The organism is Mesorhizobium sp. M0478, assembly GCF_040321305.1.
Taxonomy (GTDB): Bacteria; Pseudomonadota; Alphaproteobacteria; order Rhizobiales; family Rhizobiaceae; genus Mesorhizobium.
Genome location: NZ_JAMYRH010000003.1, coordinates 176,506 through 195,909, shown reverse-complemented (window position 1 = coordinate 195,909; position 19,404 = coordinate 176,506). Strand labels below are relative to the sequence as shown.

General features: G+C 63.8%; 16 protein-coding genes. 2 read left to right on the top strand and 14 right to left on the bottom strand.

Annotation, left to right across the window (positions count from 1 at the left end; genetic code table 11):
- Positions 1-68 precede the first annotated feature (68 nt).
- The 6 genes from NKI64_RS08900 to NKI64_RS08875 all read right to left on the bottom strand — a co-directional run bounded on the left by NKI64_RS08900 (position 69) and on the right by NKI64_RS08875 (position 6,725).
- On the bottom strand, positions 69-1,043 hold the full coding sequence (locus NKI64_RS08900) for an ABC transporter substrate-binding protein (protein ID WP_023709924.1): 975 nt from the start codon (positions 1,041-1,043) through the stop codon (positions 69-71).
- A gap of 425 nt (positions 1,044-1,468) precedes the next feature.
- Positions 1,469-2,254, bottom strand: coding sequence for a glucose 1-dehydrogenase (locus NKI64_RS08895; protein ID WP_023709923.1), 786 nt, complete (start codon positions 2,252-2,254; stop codon positions 1,469-1,471).
- 9 nt (positions 2,255-2,263) lie between these two features.
- Positions 2,264-3,028 carry an SDR family oxidoreductase gene (locus NKI64_RS08890; protein ID WP_352514467.1) on the bottom strand — a complete coding sequence of 255 codons (765 nt, stop codon included), beginning with the start codon at positions 3,026-3,028 and terminating at the stop codon, positions 2,264-2,266.
- Positions 3,029-3,134: 106 nt separating this feature from the next.
- On the bottom strand, positions 3,135-4,643 hold the full coding sequence (locus NKI64_RS08885; RefSeq protein ID WP_023815212.1) for a sugar ABC transporter ATP-binding protein: 1,509 nt from the start codon (positions 4,641-4,643) through the stop codon (positions 3,135-3,137).
- Positions 4,644-4,673: 30 nt separating this feature from the next.
- Complete coding sequence (locus tag NKI64_RS08880) at positions 4,674-5,612, bottom strand: sugar ABC transporter substrate-binding protein (protein WP_023735613.1); 939 nt, start codon at positions 5,610-5,612, stop codon at positions 4,674-4,676.
- Between the two features lie 129 nt (positions 5,613-5,741).
- Positions 5,742-6,725, bottom strand: a complete 984-nt coding sequence (locus NKI64_RS08875; protein ID WP_050591508.1) for an ABC transporter permease — start codon at positions 6,723-6,725, stop codon at positions 5,742-5,744.
- Between the two features lie 284 nt (positions 6,726-7,009).
- Here NKI64_RS08875 and NKI64_RS08870 point away from each other — a divergent pair, with 284 nt between their 5' ends.
- Positions 7,010-7,972, top strand: coding sequence for a sugar-binding transcriptional regulator (locus tag NKI64_RS08870; RefSeq protein WP_023668527.1), 963 nt, complete (start codon positions 7,010-7,012; stop codon positions 7,970-7,972).
- A gap of 16 nt (positions 7,973-7,988) precedes the next feature.
- On the opposite strand, the gene NKI64_RS08865 is transcribed toward NKI64_RS08870, so the two are convergent.
- The 8 genes from NKI64_RS08865 to NKI64_RS08830 form a co-directional block, all read right to left on the bottom strand.
- Positions 7,989-8,522 carry a hypothetical protein gene (locus NKI64_RS08865; protein ID WP_023735611.1) on the bottom strand — a complete coding sequence of 178 codons (534 nt, stop codon included), beginning with the start codon at positions 8,520-8,522 and terminating at the stop codon, positions 7,989-7,991.
- Positions 8,523-8,679: 157 nt separating this feature from the next.
- Positions 8,680-10,167, bottom strand: coding sequence for a xylulokinase (locus tag NKI64_RS08860; RefSeq protein ID WP_352667602.1), 1,488 nt, complete (start codon positions 10,165-10,167; stop codon positions 8,680-8,682).
- A 20-nt stretch (positions 10,168-10,187) separates the two neighbouring features.
- Positions 10,188-11,510, bottom strand: a complete 1,323-nt coding sequence (locus NKI64_RS08855) for an NAD(P)H-dependent oxidoreductase (protein ID WP_023735609.1) — start codon at positions 11,508-11,510, stop codon at positions 10,188-10,190.
- Between the two features lie 160 nt (positions 11,511-11,670).
- On the bottom strand, positions 11,671-12,774 hold the full coding sequence (locus NKI64_RS08850; RefSeq protein ID WP_023754063.1) for a mandelate racemase/muconate lactonizing enzyme family protein: 1,104 nt from the start codon (positions 12,772-12,774) through the stop codon (positions 11,671-11,673).
- A 17-nt stretch (positions 12,775-12,791) separates the two neighbouring features.
- Entirely contained in the window at positions 12,792-13,499 is a 708-nt protein-coding gene (locus tag NKI64_RS08845; RefSeq protein WP_352652892.1) for a GntR family transcriptional regulator, read from the bottom strand.
- A 181-nt stretch (positions 13,500-13,680) separates the two neighbouring features.
- Positions 13,681-14,835, bottom strand: coding sequence for an efflux RND transporter periplasmic adaptor subunit (locus NKI64_RS08840; protein WP_023692135.1), 1,155 nt, complete (start codon positions 14,833-14,835; stop codon positions 13,681-13,683).
- Positions 14,836-14,849: 14 nt separating this feature from the next.
- On the bottom strand, positions 14,850-18,038 hold the full coding sequence (locus NKI64_RS08835; RefSeq protein ID WP_023687080.1) for an efflux RND transporter permease subunit: 3,189 nt from the start codon (positions 18,036-18,038) through the stop codon (positions 14,850-14,852).
- On the bottom strand, positions 18,032-18,292 hold the full coding sequence (locus NKI64_RS08830; protein ID WP_023692134.1) for a hypothetical protein: 261 nt from the start codon (positions 18,290-18,292) through the stop codon (positions 18,032-18,034). Before NKI64_RS08830 ends, NKI64_RS08835 begins: the two co-directional genes overlap by 7 nt.
- Positions 18,293-18,534: 242 nt before the next feature.
- Here NKI64_RS08830 and NKI64_RS08825 point away from each other — a divergent pair, with 242 nt between their 5' ends.
- Positions 18,535-19,116, top strand: a complete 582-nt coding sequence (locus tag NKI64_RS08825; protein WP_023668517.1) for a TetR/AcrR family transcriptional regulator — start codon at positions 18,535-18,537, stop codon at positions 19,114-19,116.
- Positions 19,117-19,404: the final 288 nt, after the last annotated feature.

The window sequence follows — 19,404 nt, the reverse complement described above, 5'->3', positions numbered from 1 at the left end:
AATGGTCCTTCTGGAAAATGGAGATAAGACCCGGCCGCTAGGGCCGGGTCTGGCTTCCAGTCAGGCGATCACTGCGCCCAGGCTTTCCAGTCGGCTTCGTGGGCGGCGATCCAGGCGGCGGCGACATCTTCGGGCGTCTTGCCGCCGAGGTCGATCTCGCCGCTCATCTTGTTGAGCTCATCGGTATCGATCGTGTACGCCTTGGCCACCTTGTAGGCGACCGGCCATTTGTCCTTCATGCCGGACCAGGAGTATTTCCAGATTTCGCCATGCGGTTTGCCGCAATCATATTTGGCATCCGGGTTGGTGCCCCATTTCGGGTCGGTGTAGCACTCGGGCGTATACTCCGGGAATTCGACCCACTCGCCCTTGTACTTGGCCGGCGCCCAATGCGGCGAATAGATCCACAGCATGATCGGCGCCTTGCGCTGATAGGCCGAGTCCAACTCGGCGAACATCGCCGCGTCGGTGCCGGCATGGATGACGGTGAAGGGCAGCTTCAGCGCCTCGACGCGCTCGTCGTCAAAGCCTTCCCAGGTTACCGGGCCGCCGAGATAGCGGCCCTTCGGCGCCGTCTCCGCCGTCGAGAACGCCTCGGCGCATTTCGGGTCCTTCAGCGCCTCCCAATTGGGCAGGCCCGGGCATTTCTCCTTCATATATTCGGGAAACCACCACTCTTCCTTGGCCTTCGGCCCGAGCTTGCCCAGCCGCTCGGTCTGGCCGGTGGCGTCGGAGGCCTTCATCGCCTCGCCGGCCGTCGTGTCCCAGAACTCCAGGCCGACATCGAGGTCGCCATTGGTGAGACCGGTGGTCAGGCTGGAGAGGTAGTCGGCTGTCGGATATTCGACGGTATAGCCGAGCTTTTCGAGGATACCGCCAAGGATCTTGGCGTTGAGATTGACGCTGGTCCAGTCGAACAGCGCGATCTTGATCGGGTCGTTGGATTCGGGTGCTGCTGCCTGGACCGGCGATGTAAGCGAACTTGCGGTGGCAAGCGCAAAGGCTCCCATTGATAGGTTCGAAATCACACTGCGAAATGACATGCTTGTTCTCCTGTCAAACCATGTGGAAATTTCTTGATCGTTCCCTTCTTGCGTCTTTTCTTGATTGTGTTGGAAAGGCGGGTCGTTACGCAAGCTCGTTCGCACCAAGCCAGTGCCGCAGCCGCAACTTGCGCAGGCGAAATGGTTGCTCGACTTGGCGTTTATGTGATGCCGGGCGGGCCCGCGTCATGGCATCGGATGGATTGCTGCGTGAGCAATCGTCAACAGATCGATCGCCGCTCCAGCGGCGCTCTCAGACGTGCGAGCCATCAAGGTCCCATGGTCTCGGCCGGCGAGCCCCATCCCCGCCAAGGCCGTTTCATGAGATGAAATTATATATACCAACGTTCATGCGGCGCAACGGCTGATGCCCTGTGCACTGCGGAATTTCAGACTGGTCGATTGCCAACCGCCAGAGCTGACGTTCACGACATGATCAGGCCGCCATCGACATTGATGGTTTGGCCGGTGATGTAGGTGGCGTCGTCGCTGGCGAGAAAGCTGACCAGGCCGGACACGTCCTCGCCGCTGCCGGCGCGTCCCATCGGGATGTTCTTCACCCATTCGGCCATCAGCTCGCCGGGCTTGTAGTCACCCATCAGCTTGCCCCAGGCGGCGTCGTTGTAAGCCCACATGTCAGTGTCGATAATGCCGGGGCAAATCGCGTTGACGGTGATCTTTTCCTTGGCTACTTCCTTGGCCAGGCTCTGGGTGATGCCGACGACGCCGAACTTCGACGCCGCATAGTGCGGCGTGTAGATGAAACCCTGCCGCGCCTGGCCCGATGCCGTGTTGATCAGCCGGCCGCCGTCGCCATGCTTGCGGATGCGCGCGATCGCTTCCTGGCAGCACAGGAACACGCCCTTGGTGTTCACTGCCAACACCTTGTCCCACTCGGCTTCGGTCATTGCCTCGATCCGGGCGATGGTGATGACGCCGGCATTCTGCACCGAAATGTCGACGCGGCCGAATTCCTTCTCGGCGAGGTCGTACAGCGCGGTGACCTCGTCCTTGTTGGTCACGTCCATGCGCATCGACGCGACCTGGGCGCCAGCCGCTTTGAGGCCGGCGGCGACCTCTTCGACGCGGGCATCGATCGCGCTGACCACGACCGCGGCACCTTCCTCGGCGAAGCGCTTCGCCATCGCCGCGCCGATGCCACCGCTCGCGCCGGTGATGACCGCAGTCTTGCCTTCAAAACGCTTCTGCATCTTTTCTCCTTACCAGCAGACAAAACCGCCATCGACGATCAGGTCGATGCCGGTGACGTAACTCGCGGCGCGGCTGGCCAGGAACACGGTCGGGCCGACCATCTCTTCCGGCGTCGCCATGCGGCCCATTGGTGTGTCGCGCTCGAATATCTTGATCTGTTCCGCGACCTCAGGCCGTTTGTTCATCGGCGTCAGCGTGTAGCCGGGGCTCACCACATTGACGCGCAGGCCGCGATCGGCCCATTCCATGGCGAGGCTCTTCGACATGTGGATGACGGCCGCCTTCGACGAATTGTAATGCGCCTGGGTCAGGCCGCGATTGACGATCGAGCCCGACATCGAGGCGATGTTGATGATCGAGCCCTTGCGCCGCGTCAGCATGGCGCGCGCCTCGGCCTGGCAGGACAGGAACACGCCGCTGACATTCACGTCGTAGATACTCTGCCATTTTTCCAGCGGCAGCGTCTCGGCCGGCTCGGCCCCGGCGATGCCGGCATTGTTGACGGCGATGGTCAACGCGCCGAGTTCGTTCTCGGTGCGCTCGATCGCTGACGCGAGATCGGCCTCCGACGTCACCGTTCCGGTCAGCACCAGCGCCTTGCGGCCAAGTGCCGAAATCTTGTGCGCCGTCTCGTCCAGCCCGCCCTTGGAGGAGTGGCCGAAACAGGCTATGTCGGCGCCGGCTTCGGCGAGCCCGATGGCAATGGCCTGGCCAATGCCGCTGCCGGCGCCTGTTACCAGCGCTACGTCGCCGCTGAGATCGAATAGTTTCATGTTGTTCCCCCTCCTGAAATGAAGGGGCGCCAGTCTTTGCTGGCGCCCCGCGCGGTCCGGTCCTTGGGAGGATACCACCTGCTGTGCTTTGTTCCGACTCCTGTCCTCAGCTCGTGGCGAGTTCCATCACCGCGACATTGCTCGCCTCGCTGCGGTCGAGAATGCCGCGCTGGCGGCCGCGGCTCAGCACCAGCACCCGGTGCGACAGCCCCAGCACCTCCTCGAGGTCGGAGCTGACCACCACCACCGCCATGCCGGAGCGGGCGAGGTCGGCGATCACGTCGTAGATAGCCGCACGCGCGCCGACATCGATGCCGCGCGTCGGTTCATCGAGGATGAACACTTTTGGCGGTCGCGACACCCATTTGGCAATGATCACCTTCTGCTGGTTGCCGCCGGAAAGCTTGCTGACCGCCTGGCCAGGTTTGCCCTTGACCCCGAGCCTTGCGATGCCGGCTTCGGCGAATTTCTGCACCGCTTTCGGAAACACCCAGCCCTTCGGCGCGACATGGTCGAAATTGCCGAACGCCAGATTCTCGCCGATGGTCTGGTCGAGCACCACGCCTTGCGCCTTACGGTCTTCCGGCACCAGCACGACGCCGGCCTTGATCGCTGCCGCCGGCCCGCTGAGATGCACCGATTTGCCGGCAACGCGCACCGAGCCCGACGAGATCGGATCGGCGCCGGCGATCGCCCGCACCAGTTCGGTGCGGCCGGCGCCGATCAACCCGGCAATGCCGAGGATCTCGCCTGCTTTGACCGAGAAGGAAACGTTGTTGAAGCTCTTCTCCGGCGAGGACAGGTTGTCGACCTCGAGCAGCGTCTCCTCGCGCGGCGGCGTCAAGTGTGGGAACATCCGCTCGACCGAGCGGCCGACCATCTGCTCCACTACTGTGCGCACGGGAATATCGGCGCGTTCGTGGCGGGCGACGATGCGTCCGTCGCGCATCACAACCACGCGGTCGGCAATCTGCGCGATCTCGTCGAGACGATGGCTGATGTAGATGAAGGACATGCCCTCCGCCTTGAGCTTGCGGATCTGCTGGAACAAAAGCTCCGTTTCCTCGCCGCCAAGCGCTGCGGTCGGTTCGTCGAAGATCAGCAATTCGGCATTGAGCGTCAACGCCTTGGCGATCTCGACCTGTTGCTGGGCGGCGATGCGCAGCGTGCCCACCTTGCGCTCGGGCGAGACGTCGAGGCCAAGCCGCTTCAACTGCGCCGAGGCCTTGGCGTTCATCGCTGCGCGGTCGATGCGGCCGCCGCGCATCGGCAGGCGCCCGACATAGACGTTCTCCGCCACCGACAGATCCGGCAGCAGCTTCAGTTCCTGATGGATCATGCCCACACCGGCATCGATGGCGGCGGCGGGCGAGGCGGGGGAATAGGGCTTCCCCCGCCAGATGATGGTGCCCGCGTCGGGCCGGGTCGAGCCGGCGATGATATTGGACACCGTCGACTTGCCGGCGCCGTTTTCGCCGAGCAGCGCCACAACCTCGCCCGGCCGCACCTCGAAGCTCGCATCGGCCAGAACCTGGACCGGTCCGTAGCTCTTGCAGAGGCCGTTGACGAAAAGCCCGTTGTGCGGGCTTTCGCTGTGGCGAGGATCAGGAGACATCGTGGCGCTCTCTCTAAGCGGTGCGGGTTATTACGGGTGCTTGGCGATGAACTGTTCGACATTGTCCTTGGTGGTCAGCGTCGCATCCTGCAGCTGCTCGGCCGGAACGCTTTCGCCGGCCACCAGCTTGATCGCCGCATCGACGGCGAGCCGGCCCATGCCTTGCGTCTGCTGCGTCGCGGTGACGTCGAACACGCCGTCCTTCAGCGCCTTGAGTGCGGCCACGTCGCCATCGAAGCCGGCGACCCAGACCTTGTGGCCGGGATTGGCGACCTTGACCGCCTGTGCCGCGCCCAGCGCCAGCGCATCGGCCTGGCCGATGACGATGGAGACATCGGGATGCGACTGCAGCAGGTCCTGCGTCAGCTTGAAGCCTTCGTCCTGGTGCCAGCCTTCGCTCCACAATTCGCCGACCACCTTGATATCGGGATAGGCCTTGAGCGCTTCGCCGCAGCCCTTCGAGCGATCCACTTCCGGCGTGGTGCCCTTCTGGCCGTGGATGATGATCAGTTCGCCTTTGCCGCCGGCCTGCTTGGCGATGTAGTCGCACACCGCCTGCGCCGAGGCGACGCTGTTGGTGGCGATGAAGGTGTCGCCGGGCGCGCCGTCGGCGTTGCGGTCGACATTGACGACCGGGATGCCGGCAGCCTTGGCGGTTTTGGTCGGCACGGTGGCGGCGGTGGCGCCGGCCGGAATGTAGATCAGCGCGTCGATGTTCTGCGTGATCAGATCCTGCACCTGGCTGACCTGCGTTGCCGAATCGCCCTTGGCGTCGACGGTGACGATCTCGATGCCCTTTTCCTTGCTGTAGGCTTCGACCGACTGCTTGATCTGGTTGAAGAAGTCGGCCTGCAGATTGGCCACGGCGAGGCCGAGTTTCTTGGCCTCCTTGGCCGAGGCCATGTCGGTCAGCCCGAGCATAGGAATGATGGCGGCAGCGGCCAGCAGCAATGAACGTTTGGTCAGCATGTGTTTCCTCCGTTGATAGTCAAACTGTCCCGCCAGCGCATCGCGCCCCTTGGAACATCCCAGTTTCGGATCGACCGATCCGTCTATCGCCCGGACGCTCCGGGCGAATTCTCAATTGTGCCCCGCTCTCTATCGCGCCCTGCGCCGCCAGGTGTCGCTGGCGACGGCCAGCGCGATCACCACGCCGATCACCACCTGCTGGATGAAGGGCGAGACGCCGAGCAGATTGAGGCCGTTGCGCAGCACGCCGATGATGAGCACGCCGACCGCTGTGCCGCCGATCGAACCGACGCCGCCCGAGAGGCTGGCGCCGCCGATCACCACCGCCGCGATGGTGTCGAGTTCATAGCCCAGGCCGGAACTCGGCTGCACCGAATCCAGCCGCGCGGCGAGCACGATGCCGGCAAGACCCGCAAGCACGCCGCAAATGGCATAGACCCAGTTGGTCAGCGACTTCACCGGAATGCCGGAGAGCCGCGCCACCTCGGCGCTGCCGCCGATGGCGTAAAGGCTGCGGCCGGCGGCGCGGTAGTTGAGGAAGATGGCGAAGACGATCGCCAGCACCATCATCACCCCGACTGTGACCGACAGAAAGCCGAAATGGCGGATGATCGACAGGCTGGTGAACCAGTCGGGAAAGCCGACGATCTGCGAGCCGTCGGTGATCATGTTGGCAAGGCCGCGCGCCACCGACATCATCGCCAGCGTCGCGATGAACGGCGGCAGCCGGGTGACGGTCACCAGCAGGCCGGACACCAGTCCGCAAAGGCCGGCGACGACCAGTGCTGCAACGACGCCGGCCGCAAGGCCGAGATTGAGATAGTCGGGGTGGGAGACAAAGCCCATCACCATGGCGGCCAGCGCCAGCACCGAGCCGACCGAGAGATCGATGCCGCCGATCAGGATCACCAGCGTCATGCCGATTGCCATGATGCCGAGCACCGTGATCTGGTCGAGCACGTTGAGGATGTTGCGCACGGTGAGGAACGTGTCGGTGGTCAGTGTCAGCGCCAGGCAGAGCAGCAGCAGTCCGATCAGCGGTCCCATGGTTCCGGCAAACAGTGCCGAAAGCTTCGCGGCCGTCGCACCTTGAGTGCCGGGCGCGGCTTTCAACTCGCCAGCCTTCGACTCGCTTGCATCATTACTCACGGCCACTTCGTCTCCTCCGTCAGCGAAACGGCGATGGCCTGCCGTCCGCTCTTGTTCACCAGGCACCTCCCTGTGAACAATTTATCTTTGATATGCAATTTTGTTCAGCTAAACTGTTCATTAGAAAATTGTCAAGAGCCGTTGCGCCATTCGGCGGTGGTTTGCGCCACAGGGCGGTTTGTCCTAGGGAAGGCCAGGGGGCGGCGCTTGCGGAAAGATTTCCGAAATCTGCCGCGGGAGGGCAAAAGATGGCGACCGTCGAAAACGAGAAGGCCTCGCGCTTCCCCGATGCCGAGCTCAAGGCCCGGGCCGCCTGGCATTACTATGTCGAAGGTCTGACGCAAGAGCGCATTTCCGAGATCCTCGGCGTCGGCCGCATCAAGGTGCACCGCATTCTCTCCGCTGCGCGAGAGGAGGGCATCGTGCAGTTCCGCATTCGCGACAGTGTCGTCGAATGCGTGCAGCTCGAGGAGAGCCTGAAGCAGCGTTTCGGGCTCAGCCAGGCGGTCGTGGTGCCATCAGCCGCTGATCGCAGCAACGCGCCGCTGATGATCGGCCACGCGGCTGCCGCCTATCTCGCCGACAATGTGAATGCCGGCGACGTCATCGCGCTGGGCTGGGGTCGCACCCTGAAATTCGCCATCAACGAACTGCCGAGGCGGCCGATCGCCAGGACGACGGTTGTCTCGATGCTCGGTGGCCTCACCCACGCGCAGCCGCTCAACCCGACCGAAAGCGCCTGGGAGTTCGCCGAAAAGATCGGCGCTGAATGTTTCCTGCTGCCGGTGCCGGTCTATGCCGACAAGCCGGAACAGCGCGATGCCTTCATGAGCCAGCGCAGCGTTCAGGATGTCGTCTTCCGCGCGCGCCGCGCCAACATCGCCGTGCTCAGCGTCGGCTCGTTTTCCAAGGACAGCCCGATCGCCAATTACGGCTTCATCAAACCGAGCGAACTCGAGGAATTGCAGGCGGCCGGCGCGGTCGGCGACCTCTTGTGCCACTTCATCGACGCCGAGGGCCACCCTGTCGACCATGAGGTCAACCGCCGCGTCTGCGCCTATCCGCTGCAGGATCTGTCCGATATTCCGAGCATCATCCTGGTGTCAGGCGGTCAGGAGAAGGTCGCCGTCATGCGCGCGGCGCTGGCCAACACCAGGATTTCGGTGCTGATCACCGATGAGGATGCGGCCAAGGGATTGCTCAACCGCTGAAGCACGCGGGGGCTTGTCAGAATTCGCAGGGCTCCGGACGACTGTCGTCCGACCAGTCGGCCAGCGCGACCGGCACGAATTTTCCCGCGACCGGTTTGCCGTCGTCCAGGTCCTTTGAGGCAATGCCTCTGCCGGTGAGAAAATTGATGTCGCAGCCGCCCAGCGTCGTCTCGACCGAGCCGTCGGCTTTCTGCACATTCCAGTCCCAGTCGCGACTGTAGCCGGCGACAAGGAATTTACCGCCGCGCCAGACGATGGTCAGCGTCGCATCCCATGATTTGTTGGCGCCGCAGCCGAAGCACGAGGTGACGGCAAGCGATCCCTTGCCCTTGCTTTCGAGCCCGAGAATACAGTCCTGCGTCAGCGCCTTTTTGACAAAGTCAGGCTTGCGCGAAGGATCGAGCTTTCCTTCGCCGGCAGCCAGATAGATCGAGAGATCCGCCAGCCCGCTGTCGGGATCCGCCGCGATCGCGGCCCGATCCATCCTGCCGTCATTGTCCATGTCGAGCGTGACCTCGAAGGGCGGCTCGTCCTGCGCACGCGCCGTCATTGGAGCTGCCGCAAGCGCGACAATCCAGGGCAGGGCGGCAAGGTGAAATACTGCTTTCATAGGCCCGATGAGTCTAGCATTGGCCGGGCAGGACGCAAAATCGGCAAGCTGGGCAGGTTGGGCATGGGAGCCTCACGCAGGCAAGCTGCGCTTGAACTCAGATCGCACCGAGCCGCGCGTGGATGTCGCGTGTCGCGTGATAGAGGTCGCGGTAGATCGCCTTGCGCGCCCGGTAAGCCGGCACCAGCGTCATATCCGGATCGACACGCCTGGCCGGCGCCGCCGCCATTGCCTTGGCGGCGTCTTCCGCCGAGGCGAACCAGCCGATCGCCGAAGCAGCCAGCATGGCCGCGCCAAGGGCCGCCGCCTCGTTGACCGGCGACACGAACAGCGGCCGCTCCAGCACGCTGGCCATGATCTTCATCAGCAGCGCCGAATTGGTGCCGCCGCCGGCGGAAATCATCTCTCCCGACTTGCCGCCGCTTTCGGCCTCCATCGCCTCGCTGGCGATGGCCTGCTCCAAAGCGATGCCTTCCAGCGTGGCGCGGAAGAGATGCCTGGGCTCATGGTCGAGCGACAGGCCAACAACGGCGCCGCGCGCCGCGCCATCCCAATAGGGGCTCATGACGCCGGCCCAATAGGGCATGACCAAAAGACCGTCGCCGCCGGCCGCAACATCGACCGCACCCTTCTCCAGTTCTGCCGCGGAAGACGCGCCGGTGGTGCGCACGATCCAGTCGACCAGTTGCATGCCCGAGCGCAGCACGGTTTCCAGCATGAAGCCGGAGCCGGTCGGCGAGACCAGCGTGCGAAACGCATCCGATGTGGTGACCGTGCCGGAATAGCAGCCGCTGACGACGCCGGAGCCGAGCGAGAGATAGCTCTTGCCGGCACCATAGACGCCCATGCCGAGACCCATGGCCTGGCCATCGCCGGCGCCGGCGACAATTGGCGTGCCCGCTTTGAGGCCAGTCAGCTGGGCAATGCTTTCGGCAAGGCCGCCGCAGATTTCGCCTGGGCCGATCAGCGCCGGCAACTGCCGTGGCTGCAGCCCTGCAGCCGCGACAAGCTCAGGGTGCCATTCGCCTGTCGCGACATCGAGCAAGCCGAGCGGGTCGGCACTTGCCGTGCTGGTAACCAGCCGTGCGGTCAGCCGGTGAACGAAGAAGCCATGAACATCGACCAGGGCGGCGGCGTTGGCCAGCACCTGCGGCTGGTGTTCGGCCAGCCAGGCGATGGCATAGAGCGCCGGCGTCGGATCCGGCGGCTTGCCGCTCCAGTCGCGGATCGTCTCGCGGCCAAGCTCGGCCGACAGCCTGGCGACTTGAGGCCGGGCGCGCTCGTCAAGCCACAGGATCGCCGGGATGAGCGGCGTGCCGGCCTGATCGATCAGGGTGAAGGTCTCGCGCTGATGGGCTATGGCAATTGCCGCCACGCGCGCGGCGCCGACCTTGTCGGCAACCTGCTTCAGCGCACTGATGAGGGCTGCCCACCAATGTTCGGCATCCTGCTCGAAATGGCCGGGCTTCGGATTGGCCAGCGGATAGGCCTCGCGCGCCTGGAACAGCTCCGCGCCGTCGCGGGTGAAGGCGATTGCCTTCACCGCCGTCGTCGAGGCATCGATCCCGATAACGACATCGTCCATCACAGGGAGATCCCGAAGGTTCAGGCGGCGTTGGTCACAAACTGTCCGTCCGACTGGTCGAGACGGCGGCGTATCTGCGTTATCACCATCGAATCGTCGGGTACACAATTTTCATAGGTGAGGAAGTCGCCGGTCTTGACCGGCTTGACCACCTTGGCGCGTTCGGCAATCCCGAGCGGCAGCGCGCCCTTGGCGCGGGCGTCCTCCCAGGTCATGGCGAAGCCGCGATAGTCGTTCTCGCCGATCATGCCGAGCGATTGGCCCGCGCAGAGATCGCTCTTGGCCACCGCCACCGCTTCGGCGACCGGATGGTCGAGGGGCTCCATGTCGGCGCGTTTGTAGACCACGGCGCGCGCCGCCGACAGTGGCACTTCAAGGCTTGTCAGGTGATAGGGACGGTAGATCGTGAAATAGGGGCCCTTGCCGACCTTGAGGTCGACCATGCGCTCCAGCACGCGCGGATGCCTCGTTTCGATGATGCAGAACACGCCGGGCGCCACGCCCTTGCCGATGGAATAGTCGACCACGCCCTTGCGGTGCAGCACGCCGCCATCCTCGCGCGGGCAAAGCACGCTGGCCAGTTCCTCCAGCGTCGCCGTCGGGCCGTGCATGCCCGGCACGTCGGGCACCAGCCCGGTGGCGTTGGCGATAGCCACCATCTCGATCGCCGTCTTGGAACCGTCGACGAACTCGACCAGCATGCGCGCATTCATATTGCGCTCGGCCGCTTCCTTCTCGTAGTCGGCGGGCATGGCGTCGATCTTGAGCGGGTTGTTTTTGCCCTTGCCGGCGGCGATGATGTTGAAGCCGAGGCTCTTGGCGAAGCCGATGATCTCCAGCGTGCAGGCGGGTTCGTCGCCGGCCGCACCGGTGTAGACCACGCCGGCCTTGCGCGCTTCCTCCTTGAGGAAGCGGCCGATCGTAATGTCCGCCTCGACATTGAGCATAACGATGTGCTTGCCGTTCTTCATCACTTCGAGCGCAAACAGCGTGCCGATGTTGGGATTGCCTGTCGCGTCGATGATGACATCAATGCGGCCGGCCGCGGCCAGCGCATGCAGATCTTCGGTGACAGCGATCTTGCCGGCCTCGATGGCGCGGTCGATGGCAGAGGCGGTCGCAGCCTGGACGATGTCGGAGCGGTCATGGCCGGCGAGCAGTGCGGCATCGATCGCCGCTTGCGGGCGCACCTCGGAAATGGCACCGATCCGCATGCCCGGCATCAGCGCCACCTGGACGACGATGTCGGTGCCCATCTGCCCGGCGCCGGCGAGACCGATGGTGATAGGCCCTTGGGCTTCAGCGCGCTGCAGAAGTTCCGCTGCAAATTGCGGATGGGCCATATCGCTTCCTCCAGTCATGACGCGCCGCAGCGTCAAATCATCATTTTGAACATTCCTATTTCCATTTGAAAAATATTTCAACCGCAAATCGGAGAATGGCTGCAGGGCCAAATCTCCCACGGAGGATTCGTGGGGTGACAGCTTCATGCTGCGCTTGATCTCAGCCGATCTCTAGGAAAGGCTTGCCGAGCAGGTCGGGCACGACATCGACGCCGAGGCCGGGCCCGTCGGGAATGCCCATGTGGCTGCCGGTGACCGGTGGCGCGTTGGAGGCCGTGCGCACCGTCACCCACTCATGGAAGGCGATGGCGTGCAGCCGGCGTTCTTCCGGCGTCGACAGCGACAGATGTGCCATCGCCGCCGTGTCGATCTCGGCGCCGCCCGTATCCTCGACGGTGATCATGAAACCGAGATCGACGGCGACGTCGCGGATTTGCCTTGTCCTGGTTACGCCGCCAAGCCGCGAGATCTTCAGCGTCAGCCCGTCGGCGGCGCCCAGGCGGTGGATTTCCAGCATCGCCTCGAGCGAGATGACGCTCTCGTCCAGCACCATCGGCTTGTCGAGCATGCGGCGCACCGACATGTTCTCCTCAATCGACGTGCAGGGCTGCTCGAACGTGTAGTCGATGCCGCGCGTGGCGTCGGCGAACTGCCGCGCCTGGTAGGGTGTCCAGCCGGCATTGGCGTCGCAGAAAATCACCGTGCCTTTCGGCACGGCCGAAGCGACTGCGCTCACCCGCTCGATGTCTTCATGCACATTGCCGCCGACCTTGACCTGCAGCCGGCGGCAGCCTTCCGCGATGATCCTTTTGGCCAGTGCCGCCATCTGGTCGAGCGTGCCGTGGGTGACGACGCGGTAGGTCTCCGCCATGTCGCTCTCGCGGCCGCCAAGCATGGTCACAAGCGGCACGTCGGCGGCGCGGGCGGCCAGATCCCAGCAGGCCATGTCGAGCGCCGACTTGATGTAGGGATGGCCCTTGAACACCGTATCCATCAGCCGGCCGATGCCGGCGAGAGCACGCGGGTCCTGGCCGATCAGGTGCGGCGCGATCTCGACCACGCCCGCGCGCGTTCCCGCCGGAAACGCGGCCGAATAGAAATTGCCGAGCGGCGCCATCTCGCCCCAGCCGGTCACGCCGCTGTCGGAGGTGATGGCGACGATCACCGCGTCGAAACAGTCGGCCACACGCCCCTTGGACATGCGGTAAGGCCCGTCCACGAAGGGCTGCACGACGCGATAGGCCTTGATGGATTTGATCTGCACTTGTCTGTCCGTTGTCTCTAGGTGTTGAGGAGGGTCAGCCCTTCGATGTTCCGCTGCTCGAGGCCACGCGCATAGGCAAGCAGCTCTTCGAAATCGAGGTCGATATGCTCGCGCGCATGGCGCTGGGCAGCGCGCATGTCGGCGCCCTTCAAGAACCGCACATAGGTCTCGTGGAGATCTTCGGCCGGCACCGGCTCGTTGCGGGCCCGCTGGTGCAGGGCAAAATACATCTGCAGCCGGCTGGTCAGCCGCTGCCAGGTTTCCAGCAGCACCGAATTGTCGGCCCATTCATAGATCAGCCCGTGCAATTGCAGCGCGGCTTCGATCTGGCGGGTGGTGTCGCGCGCGCGCGTCGCCTGCTTCCCTGCCTCGTGCCGGCGGTCGAGTTCGTCGAAGAAGCGCTGGTCGCGCAGCTTCCATGTCCGCTCGATGGCGAATTCATCGAGCACCTTGTTCAGCGAATAGGCGTCGTCGATATCTTTGGCGGTGACATCGATGACGAAGGTGCCGGCATAGGGAATGCTGGTCAGGATGCCTTCCTGCACCAGCTCGCGCATCGCCTCGCGCAACGGCGCACGGCTGACCCTCATCTGCTCGGCGATCCTCAGCTCGTTGAGCTTTTGGCCGGGTTCCAGCTGGCCGGTCAGGATCGCCCGCCGCAACAGCGCGACGATCTCGGCCCGGCGTGTCGTATCCGCGATCGGACTGAAGTCCAGCTTGGCCATTCCGTCACTCCAGTGAGAGCCGGAAACCAGACAAGCAGATTGTCGACAATCCTACAAGATGATTGTTCCGGATTCTTGTGCCTTGCGGTTACTCCAAAAACGGCGTGCGGCGCTCCATAAAAAAACGGCGCCCTCGGCGTGGAAGCCGAAGGCGCCGCAGGACCGGGGCTGATGGGGGTTATCAGCTGGCCGGTTTCTCCTGGGGCAACGGCGAGATCGGCATTCCTGGTCCGATCTTCTGCAGATTGCCCGTTATCACCTGGTCGCCTTCGGCAACGCCGCTGAGGACCGCCACAAGATCGCCGCTGGTCGCGCCAAGCGAGACGATGCGCTGGTCGACCGTGTTGCCCTTGCCGACGACATAGACATATTTGCCGAGCTGGCTCGAACCCAGCGCCACCTGCGGCACCATCAGCGCGTCGGGCAGCTGCTTGATGTGCAGCCGCACGCGGACATACTGGCCCGGCAGCAGCGAGAACTTCGCATTGCCGATGGTGGCGCGCGCCGTAATCGTGCCGGTCGAGTGGTCGACCGTGTTGTCGATGAAGGTGAGTTCGCCCTTCTGGCTGGCTTCGGTCTCGCCGGGCAGCAGCACCTCGACCTCGATCGGGCCGGCGGCCCGGGCCCGTTCGATTTCGGCCAGGTCCGTCTCGCTCGGATTGAAGGTGACGTAGATCGGGTCGAGCTGCACCAGCGTGTTCAGCACCGTACCGGCGACGCTGACCAGCGTGCCGACCGAAGCCTGGTTGCGGCCGACGCGGCCGGCAAACGGAGCGTGGATTTCGGCGTAGCTCAAATTGAGCTCGGCCGTGCGCACCGCCGCCTGGTTGACGGCAAGCGACGCTTCGGCCTGGCGCAAGGTGCTCGTACGCTGGTCGAACCCATCCTTGGCCAGATAGCCGCTCTTGGCGAGTTCGGAGCCGCGGCCGAGATTGGAGCGCGCATAGTCGAGGCTCGCCTGGTCGCGCTGCACTTCGGCCTTGGCCTGGTCGAGAGCCGCCTTGAAGTCGTCGGGCGAGATCTTGTAGAGCAGATCACCCTGGCGCACATCCGCGCCGTCCTTAGCCGTCTGCTCCTGCAGATAGCCGGGCACGCGGGCCTGCAAGGTGACGCTGCGGATCGCCTCGATGCGGGCGGCGTAGTCGAGATAGATCGGGATCGTCTTCTTGACCACGCTCGTCACCGGCACCGGCATTACGAATGCCGCAGGTGCTGCCGTCGCTGCCGCCGTGCCGGCATTGAGGCTGAGATTGCCCATGTCGAGGAAGTGGACGCTTGCCACCGAGATCGCTCCCAGGGCGACGGCCGTTCCCAAAGCTATTTTCCATTTACGCATTTTGGTCTCCAATTCTATTCGGCTGCTTCGGCCAGGCGCATCGGCGCTGGTTCGGCAGTCGGTTCATTATTGTCCTGGTCATGAGCAGCGTTCGGTTCGCTGCGCACGCGGCCTTCGCGCAGCTGTTCGATGACCGCGTAGAAGACCGGCACGAACACCAGCGACAGGATGGTCGCCGCGACCATGCCGCCAAACACGGTGGTGCCGATCGACTGCCGGCTTGCCGCACCCGCACCCGTCGCAAACATCAGCGGCAGCACGCCGAGGATGAAGGCGAAGGCCGTCATCAGGATCGGCCGCAGCCTCAGCCGCGCAGCTTCCATCGCCGCGTCGACAATGCTCAGTCCCTCCTCGCGCCGCCGCCTTGCAAACTCGACGATCAGGATCGCGTTCTTGGCGGCGAGGCCAATCAGCATGACGAAGCCGATCTGCGAGTAGACGTCGATCTGCATGCCGCGCAGGAACAGGGCTGCGAAGGCGCCGAACAGGGCCAGTGGCACCGCCAGCAGCACCATGAACGGCATCGCCCAGCTCTCATACTGCATCGCCAGGATCAGGAAGACGAAGACGATGGCGAGGCCGAAGACGACCGACGCGATCGATCCTGCCTTGAGCTCCTGGAAGGTGATCCCGGTCCATTCGAAACCGAAATCCCTGGGCAAAGCGGTGGCGGCGGCCCGTTCCATCGCGGCAACCGCCTGGCCCGACGAGAAGCCGGGGGCTGCGCCGCCATTGATCGTGGCCGAGGCGTTGTTGTTGTAGTGCGGCACGGTTTCCGGGCCGACGAACGGCACCAGTTTGCCCAGTGTGCTCAGCGGCACCATGCCGCCGGAGGCGTTGCGCACATAGAGCCGCGAAAGGTCGCCTGCGTCGGCACGTGCATCCTTGTCGGCCTGGATGGTCACCCGGAAGGTGCGGCCGAACAGGTTGAAGTCGTTGACGTAGAGCGAGCCGAGATAGATCTGCAGCGTGTTGAAGACGTCGGGCAGGTTGAGGCCGAGCAGTTTGGCCTTGCTGCGGTCGAGGTCGTAGTTGAACTGCGGCGTCGAGGTCGAGAACGGCGAGAACAGCTGCTGCGGGTTGATTTCCGGCTGCTTGCGCGCCTCGGCGATCACGGCTTGCGTCGCGTCGTTGAGGGCTGAACTGCCGCGCCCGGTGAGATCCTCGACGACGAATTCGAAGCCGCCCGTGGTGCCGATACCCGGGATCGAAGGCGGATCGAAGGACAGCGCGAAGGCTTCCGGAATCTGCATCAGCTTGCCGCGCACGTCGGCTACGAGCTTCGACGCGCTCTGGTCGGGGCCGCGCTCTTCCCATGGCTTCAGGATGGCGAACTCGACAGCCGAGTTCGACTGCGCCGCACTGGTCAGGAAGTTCAGGCCGCTGATCGAACCGACAATCTCGACCCCGGGCGTAGCCTGCAATATGTCGCGCGCCTTCTGGGCCACCGCGTCGGTGCGCTCCAGCGAGGCGCCGTCAGGCAGCTGGATGACGACGAAGAAGTAACCCTGGTCCTCGACCGGAAGGAAGGTCGAGGGCAGCTTCTGCCAGACGAAGTAGGTGGCCACCAGGCCGGCCGCGAACAGGCCGAGCATGATCCAGCGCAGCCGGATGAGGATACGCACGCCGTGCGCATAGGCATGCGACAGTCTGTCGAAGCCCGTGTTGAACCAGCGGAACGGGGCGAACTGCGTCTCGCCGCGATGGCGCAGGAAGGCGGCACTCAGCGCGGGGCTGAGCGTCAGCGAGTTGAAGGCGGATATGCCGACCGAAATCGCCACCGTCAGCGCGAATTGATTGTAGAGCTTGCCGGAGACGCCGGGAATGAAGGCGACGGGCACGAAGACGGCCATCAGCACTGCGGTGGTGGCGATGATTGGTCCGGTGACCTCGGCCATCGCGGCCTTGGTCGCCGCCAGCGGTTTGAGGCCCGCCTCCAATTGTCGCTCGACATTCTCGACCACCACGATGGCGTCGTCGACGACGAGGCCGATGGCCAGCACCATGCCGAGTAGGGAGAGCATGTTGAGCGAGAAGCCCATCATTTCCATGACCACCATCGTCGCCACCAGCGACACCGGAATGGCGATGGTCGGGATGATCGTCGTGCGCCAGCTCTGCAGGAAGATGAACACCACGGCCACGACCAGCACCAGCGCTTCGCCAAGCGTGATCAGGACGTCATGCATCGATGCCGACACGAAGCGCGTGGTGTCGTAGTGCATGGCGTAGCTGACGCCCTTGGGGAAACGGGCCGACAGTTCCTGCATCTTGTCCTTGACGTGCTGCTGCAGATCGAGCGCGTTGGAACCGGGCATCTGGTAGACGGCCAGCACCACCGTCGGGTCCTTGCCGAAGAAGGCCGACGACGAATATTGCAGCGCGCCGAGCTCGATGCGGGCGACGTCGCGCAGCCGCACCAGCGAGCCCGTGCCGGTGTTGGCGCGCACGACGATGTCGCCGAACTCCTTGGGGTCGCTCAGGCGGCCGACGGCGTTGACCTGCATCTCGAAGGCGGTGCCGGCGGGCGCCGGCGACTGGCCGATCTTGCCGGCCGCCACCTGGACGTTCTGTTCCGAGATGGCGTTCTGGACGTCGACAGCGGTGATGCCGAGATTGGCGAGCTTGTCCGGATCGAGCCAGACGCGCATCGAATAGCGGCGTTCGCCGAAGATCTGCACGTCGCCGACGCCGGGCAGCCGCTTCAGCGGATCGACGACCTGCAGATAGGCGAGGTTGCTCAGCGCCACCGGATCGACCGAACTGTCGGGCGAGGTCAGATTGACGATGAGGACGAAATTCGGGTTCTGCTTCTTGATCGTCACGCCACCCTGGTTGACGATCGCCGGCAGCGACGAGGCGGCTTGCGAGACGCGGTTCTGGACGTCGACGGCCGCGGTGCTCAGGGAATAGCCGACATCGAAGGTGATGGTGATGGTCGAGGAGCCGTCATTGGAGCTCGACGACGACATGTAGGTCATGCCTTCGACGCCGTTGATCTGCTGCTCCAGCGGCGTCGTCACCGTATCGGCGACCACTTGCGCGCTGGCGCCCGGATAATGGGCGCTGACCACGACCTGCGGCGGCGTGATGTCGGGAAACTGCGAAACCGGCAAAAGGAAATAACAAATCGTCCCGGCGAGCACCATGATGATGGCGATGGCCGAGGCGAAGATCGGACGATGGATGAAAAAGTTTACCACGACACGCAAACCTCTTTAGAAGAACCGGCCTCTTTAAAAGAATTGGCAGACCGGGACAGCCGCCGGCCGCGCACCGAACCCGGGTCTTGCAAAAAATACGAAGACGGCGCCGCACCGCTGAGGCCCTGCTCATCGGCAACGGTCCTCAGCATCGCTTCGAAGGCGCGCGGATTGACGCGGTCCGCTTTCATCACCAGCCGGATCATCGGATCCCGGATGGCTTCATCGATGGTCAAATCCTTGCGCTGCGACATTGGAGCGTCTCCATTCCAGCGATTCGCATCGGACGATCGCGAACCGGTTTTCATCTCTTCACCGGCCGGAGCCGCATGACCTGCAATTTTCACCCTTTGTGATCTGGCAGGACCAGTTCACGGCCTTGTTATTGACGGAAGGCCACATAGGTGTTACCAGTAAGTAACATTCGGATAGTTACAGACCGGTAACACCCTAGTCAAGAGGTGAACCGAATTTTTAGGGAGACAAGGAGACTGCGATGGCAGACGGCATTACCGATCGCGTGCGCCCCCGGGACCGAATCCTGGAGACGGCGCAGGACATGTTTCACAAGCATGGCATCAAGGGCGTCGGTGTCGACGCAATCACGGAAGCCGCCGGCACCAACAAGATGACGCTCTACCGTCATTTTGAGTCGAAGGACGAACTGATCGTCCAATGCCTGCGCGCGTCGGCGGCTAAAGGCGCCGCGATGTGGGACCAATTCGAGGCTGAGCATCCCGGCGACAAGCTCGCCCAGTTGCATGCCTGGATTCGCATGGCCGCTGCTTGCCTGGCGGCTGACGGTCGCGGCTGCGACATGGCCAATGCCGCCGCCGAATTGACCGAGCCGGACCATCCCGCCAGGAGCGTGATCAAGGAGCTCAAGAGCGCTCAGCGCGATCGCCTCGTTGCGCTGTGCCGGGATGCGGGCATCGGTCAGGCCGAGCTTCTGGCCGATACGCTGTCGCTGCTGTTCGAAGGGGCGCGCGTCAGCGTGCAGACCATGGGCTGCCAGGGCCCCAGCACGCAGTTCGTGCGCATGGCTGAAGGCCTGATCAGCTCTTTCAGGGCGCGCTGAATTCCAGCTTTCGGAGTTGAGGAGTCCCCATCATCCGGCGGGGCTTTTGGCTATTCTCCGAACTTGCCCGTCAACTCTAATTTAGATTCGTTTGAGAATGAAAAAAGCCCGCTGCCGGGAGGAGGTGGCAGCGGGCTCGATTTCGAACGAGATGCGGGAGGAGGTGCACCGCGCTCAGCGTCGGCATCGCATCTGGGAGGAGTAGATGGCCGACACCCAGATGAGTACGGGTTGCCCAATGATTCGGCAACAATGAAAGTTGCATGGCTGCTGTGCAGATTTGCGGCA

What these genes read in the sequence shown, in the direction of transcription:
- NKI64_RS08900 (WP_023709924.1), bottom strand. Translation starts at nt 1,043, where the DNA reads ATGTCATTTCGCAGTGTGATTTCGAACCTATCAATGGGAGCCTTTGCG.
- NKI64_RS08885 (WP_023815212.1), bottom strand. Translation starts at nt 4,643, where the DNA reads ATGTCTCCTGATCCTCGCCACAGCGAAAGCCCGCACAACGGGCTTTTC.
- NKI64_RS08880 (WP_023735613.1), bottom strand. Translation starts at nt 5,612, where the DNA reads ATGCTGACCAAACGTTCATTGCTGCTGGCCGCTGCCGCCATCATTCCT.
- NKI64_RS08860 (WP_352667602.1), bottom strand. Translation starts at nt 10,167, where the DNA reads ATGGACGATGTCGTTATCGGGATCGATGCCTCGACGACGGCGGTGAAG.
- NKI64_RS08855 (WP_023735609.1), bottom strand. Translation starts at nt 11,510, where the DNA reads ATGGCCCATCCGCAATTTGCAGCGGAACTTCTGCAGCGCGCTGAAGCC.
- NKI64_RS08890 (WP_352514467.1), bottom strand. Translation starts at nt 3,028, where the DNA reads ATGAAACTATTCGATCTCAGCGGCGACGTAGCGCTGGTAACAGGCGCC.
- NKI64_RS08825 (WP_023668517.1), top strand. Translation starts at nt 18,535, where the DNA reads ATGGCAGACGGCATTACCGATCGCGTGCGCCCCCGGGACCGAATCCTG.
- NKI64_RS08830 (WP_023692134.1), bottom strand. Translation starts at nt 18,292, where the DNA reads ATGTCGCAGCGCAAGGATTTGACCATCGATGAAGCCATCCGGGATCCG.
- NKI64_RS08865 (WP_023735611.1), bottom strand. Translation starts at nt 8,522, where the DNA reads ATGACGGCGCGTGCGCAGGACGAGCCGCCCTTCGAGGTCACGCTCGAC.
- NKI64_RS08895 (WP_023709923.1), bottom strand. Translation starts at nt 2,254, where the DNA reads ATGCAGAAGCGTTTTGAAGGCAAGACTGCGGTCATCACCGGCGCGAGC.
- NKI64_RS08845 (WP_352652892.1), bottom strand. Translation starts at nt 13,499, where the DNA reads ATGGCCAAGCTGGACTTCAGTCCGATCGCGGATACGACACGCCGGGCC.
- NKI64_RS08840 (WP_023692135.1), bottom strand. Translation starts at nt 14,835, where the DNA reads ATGCGTAAATGGAAAATAGCTTTGGGAACGGCCGTCGCCCTGGGAGCG.
- NKI64_RS08870 (WP_023668527.1), top strand. Translation starts at nt 7,010, where the DNA reads ATGGCGACCGTCGAAAACGAGAAGGCCTCGCGCTTCCCCGATGCCGAG.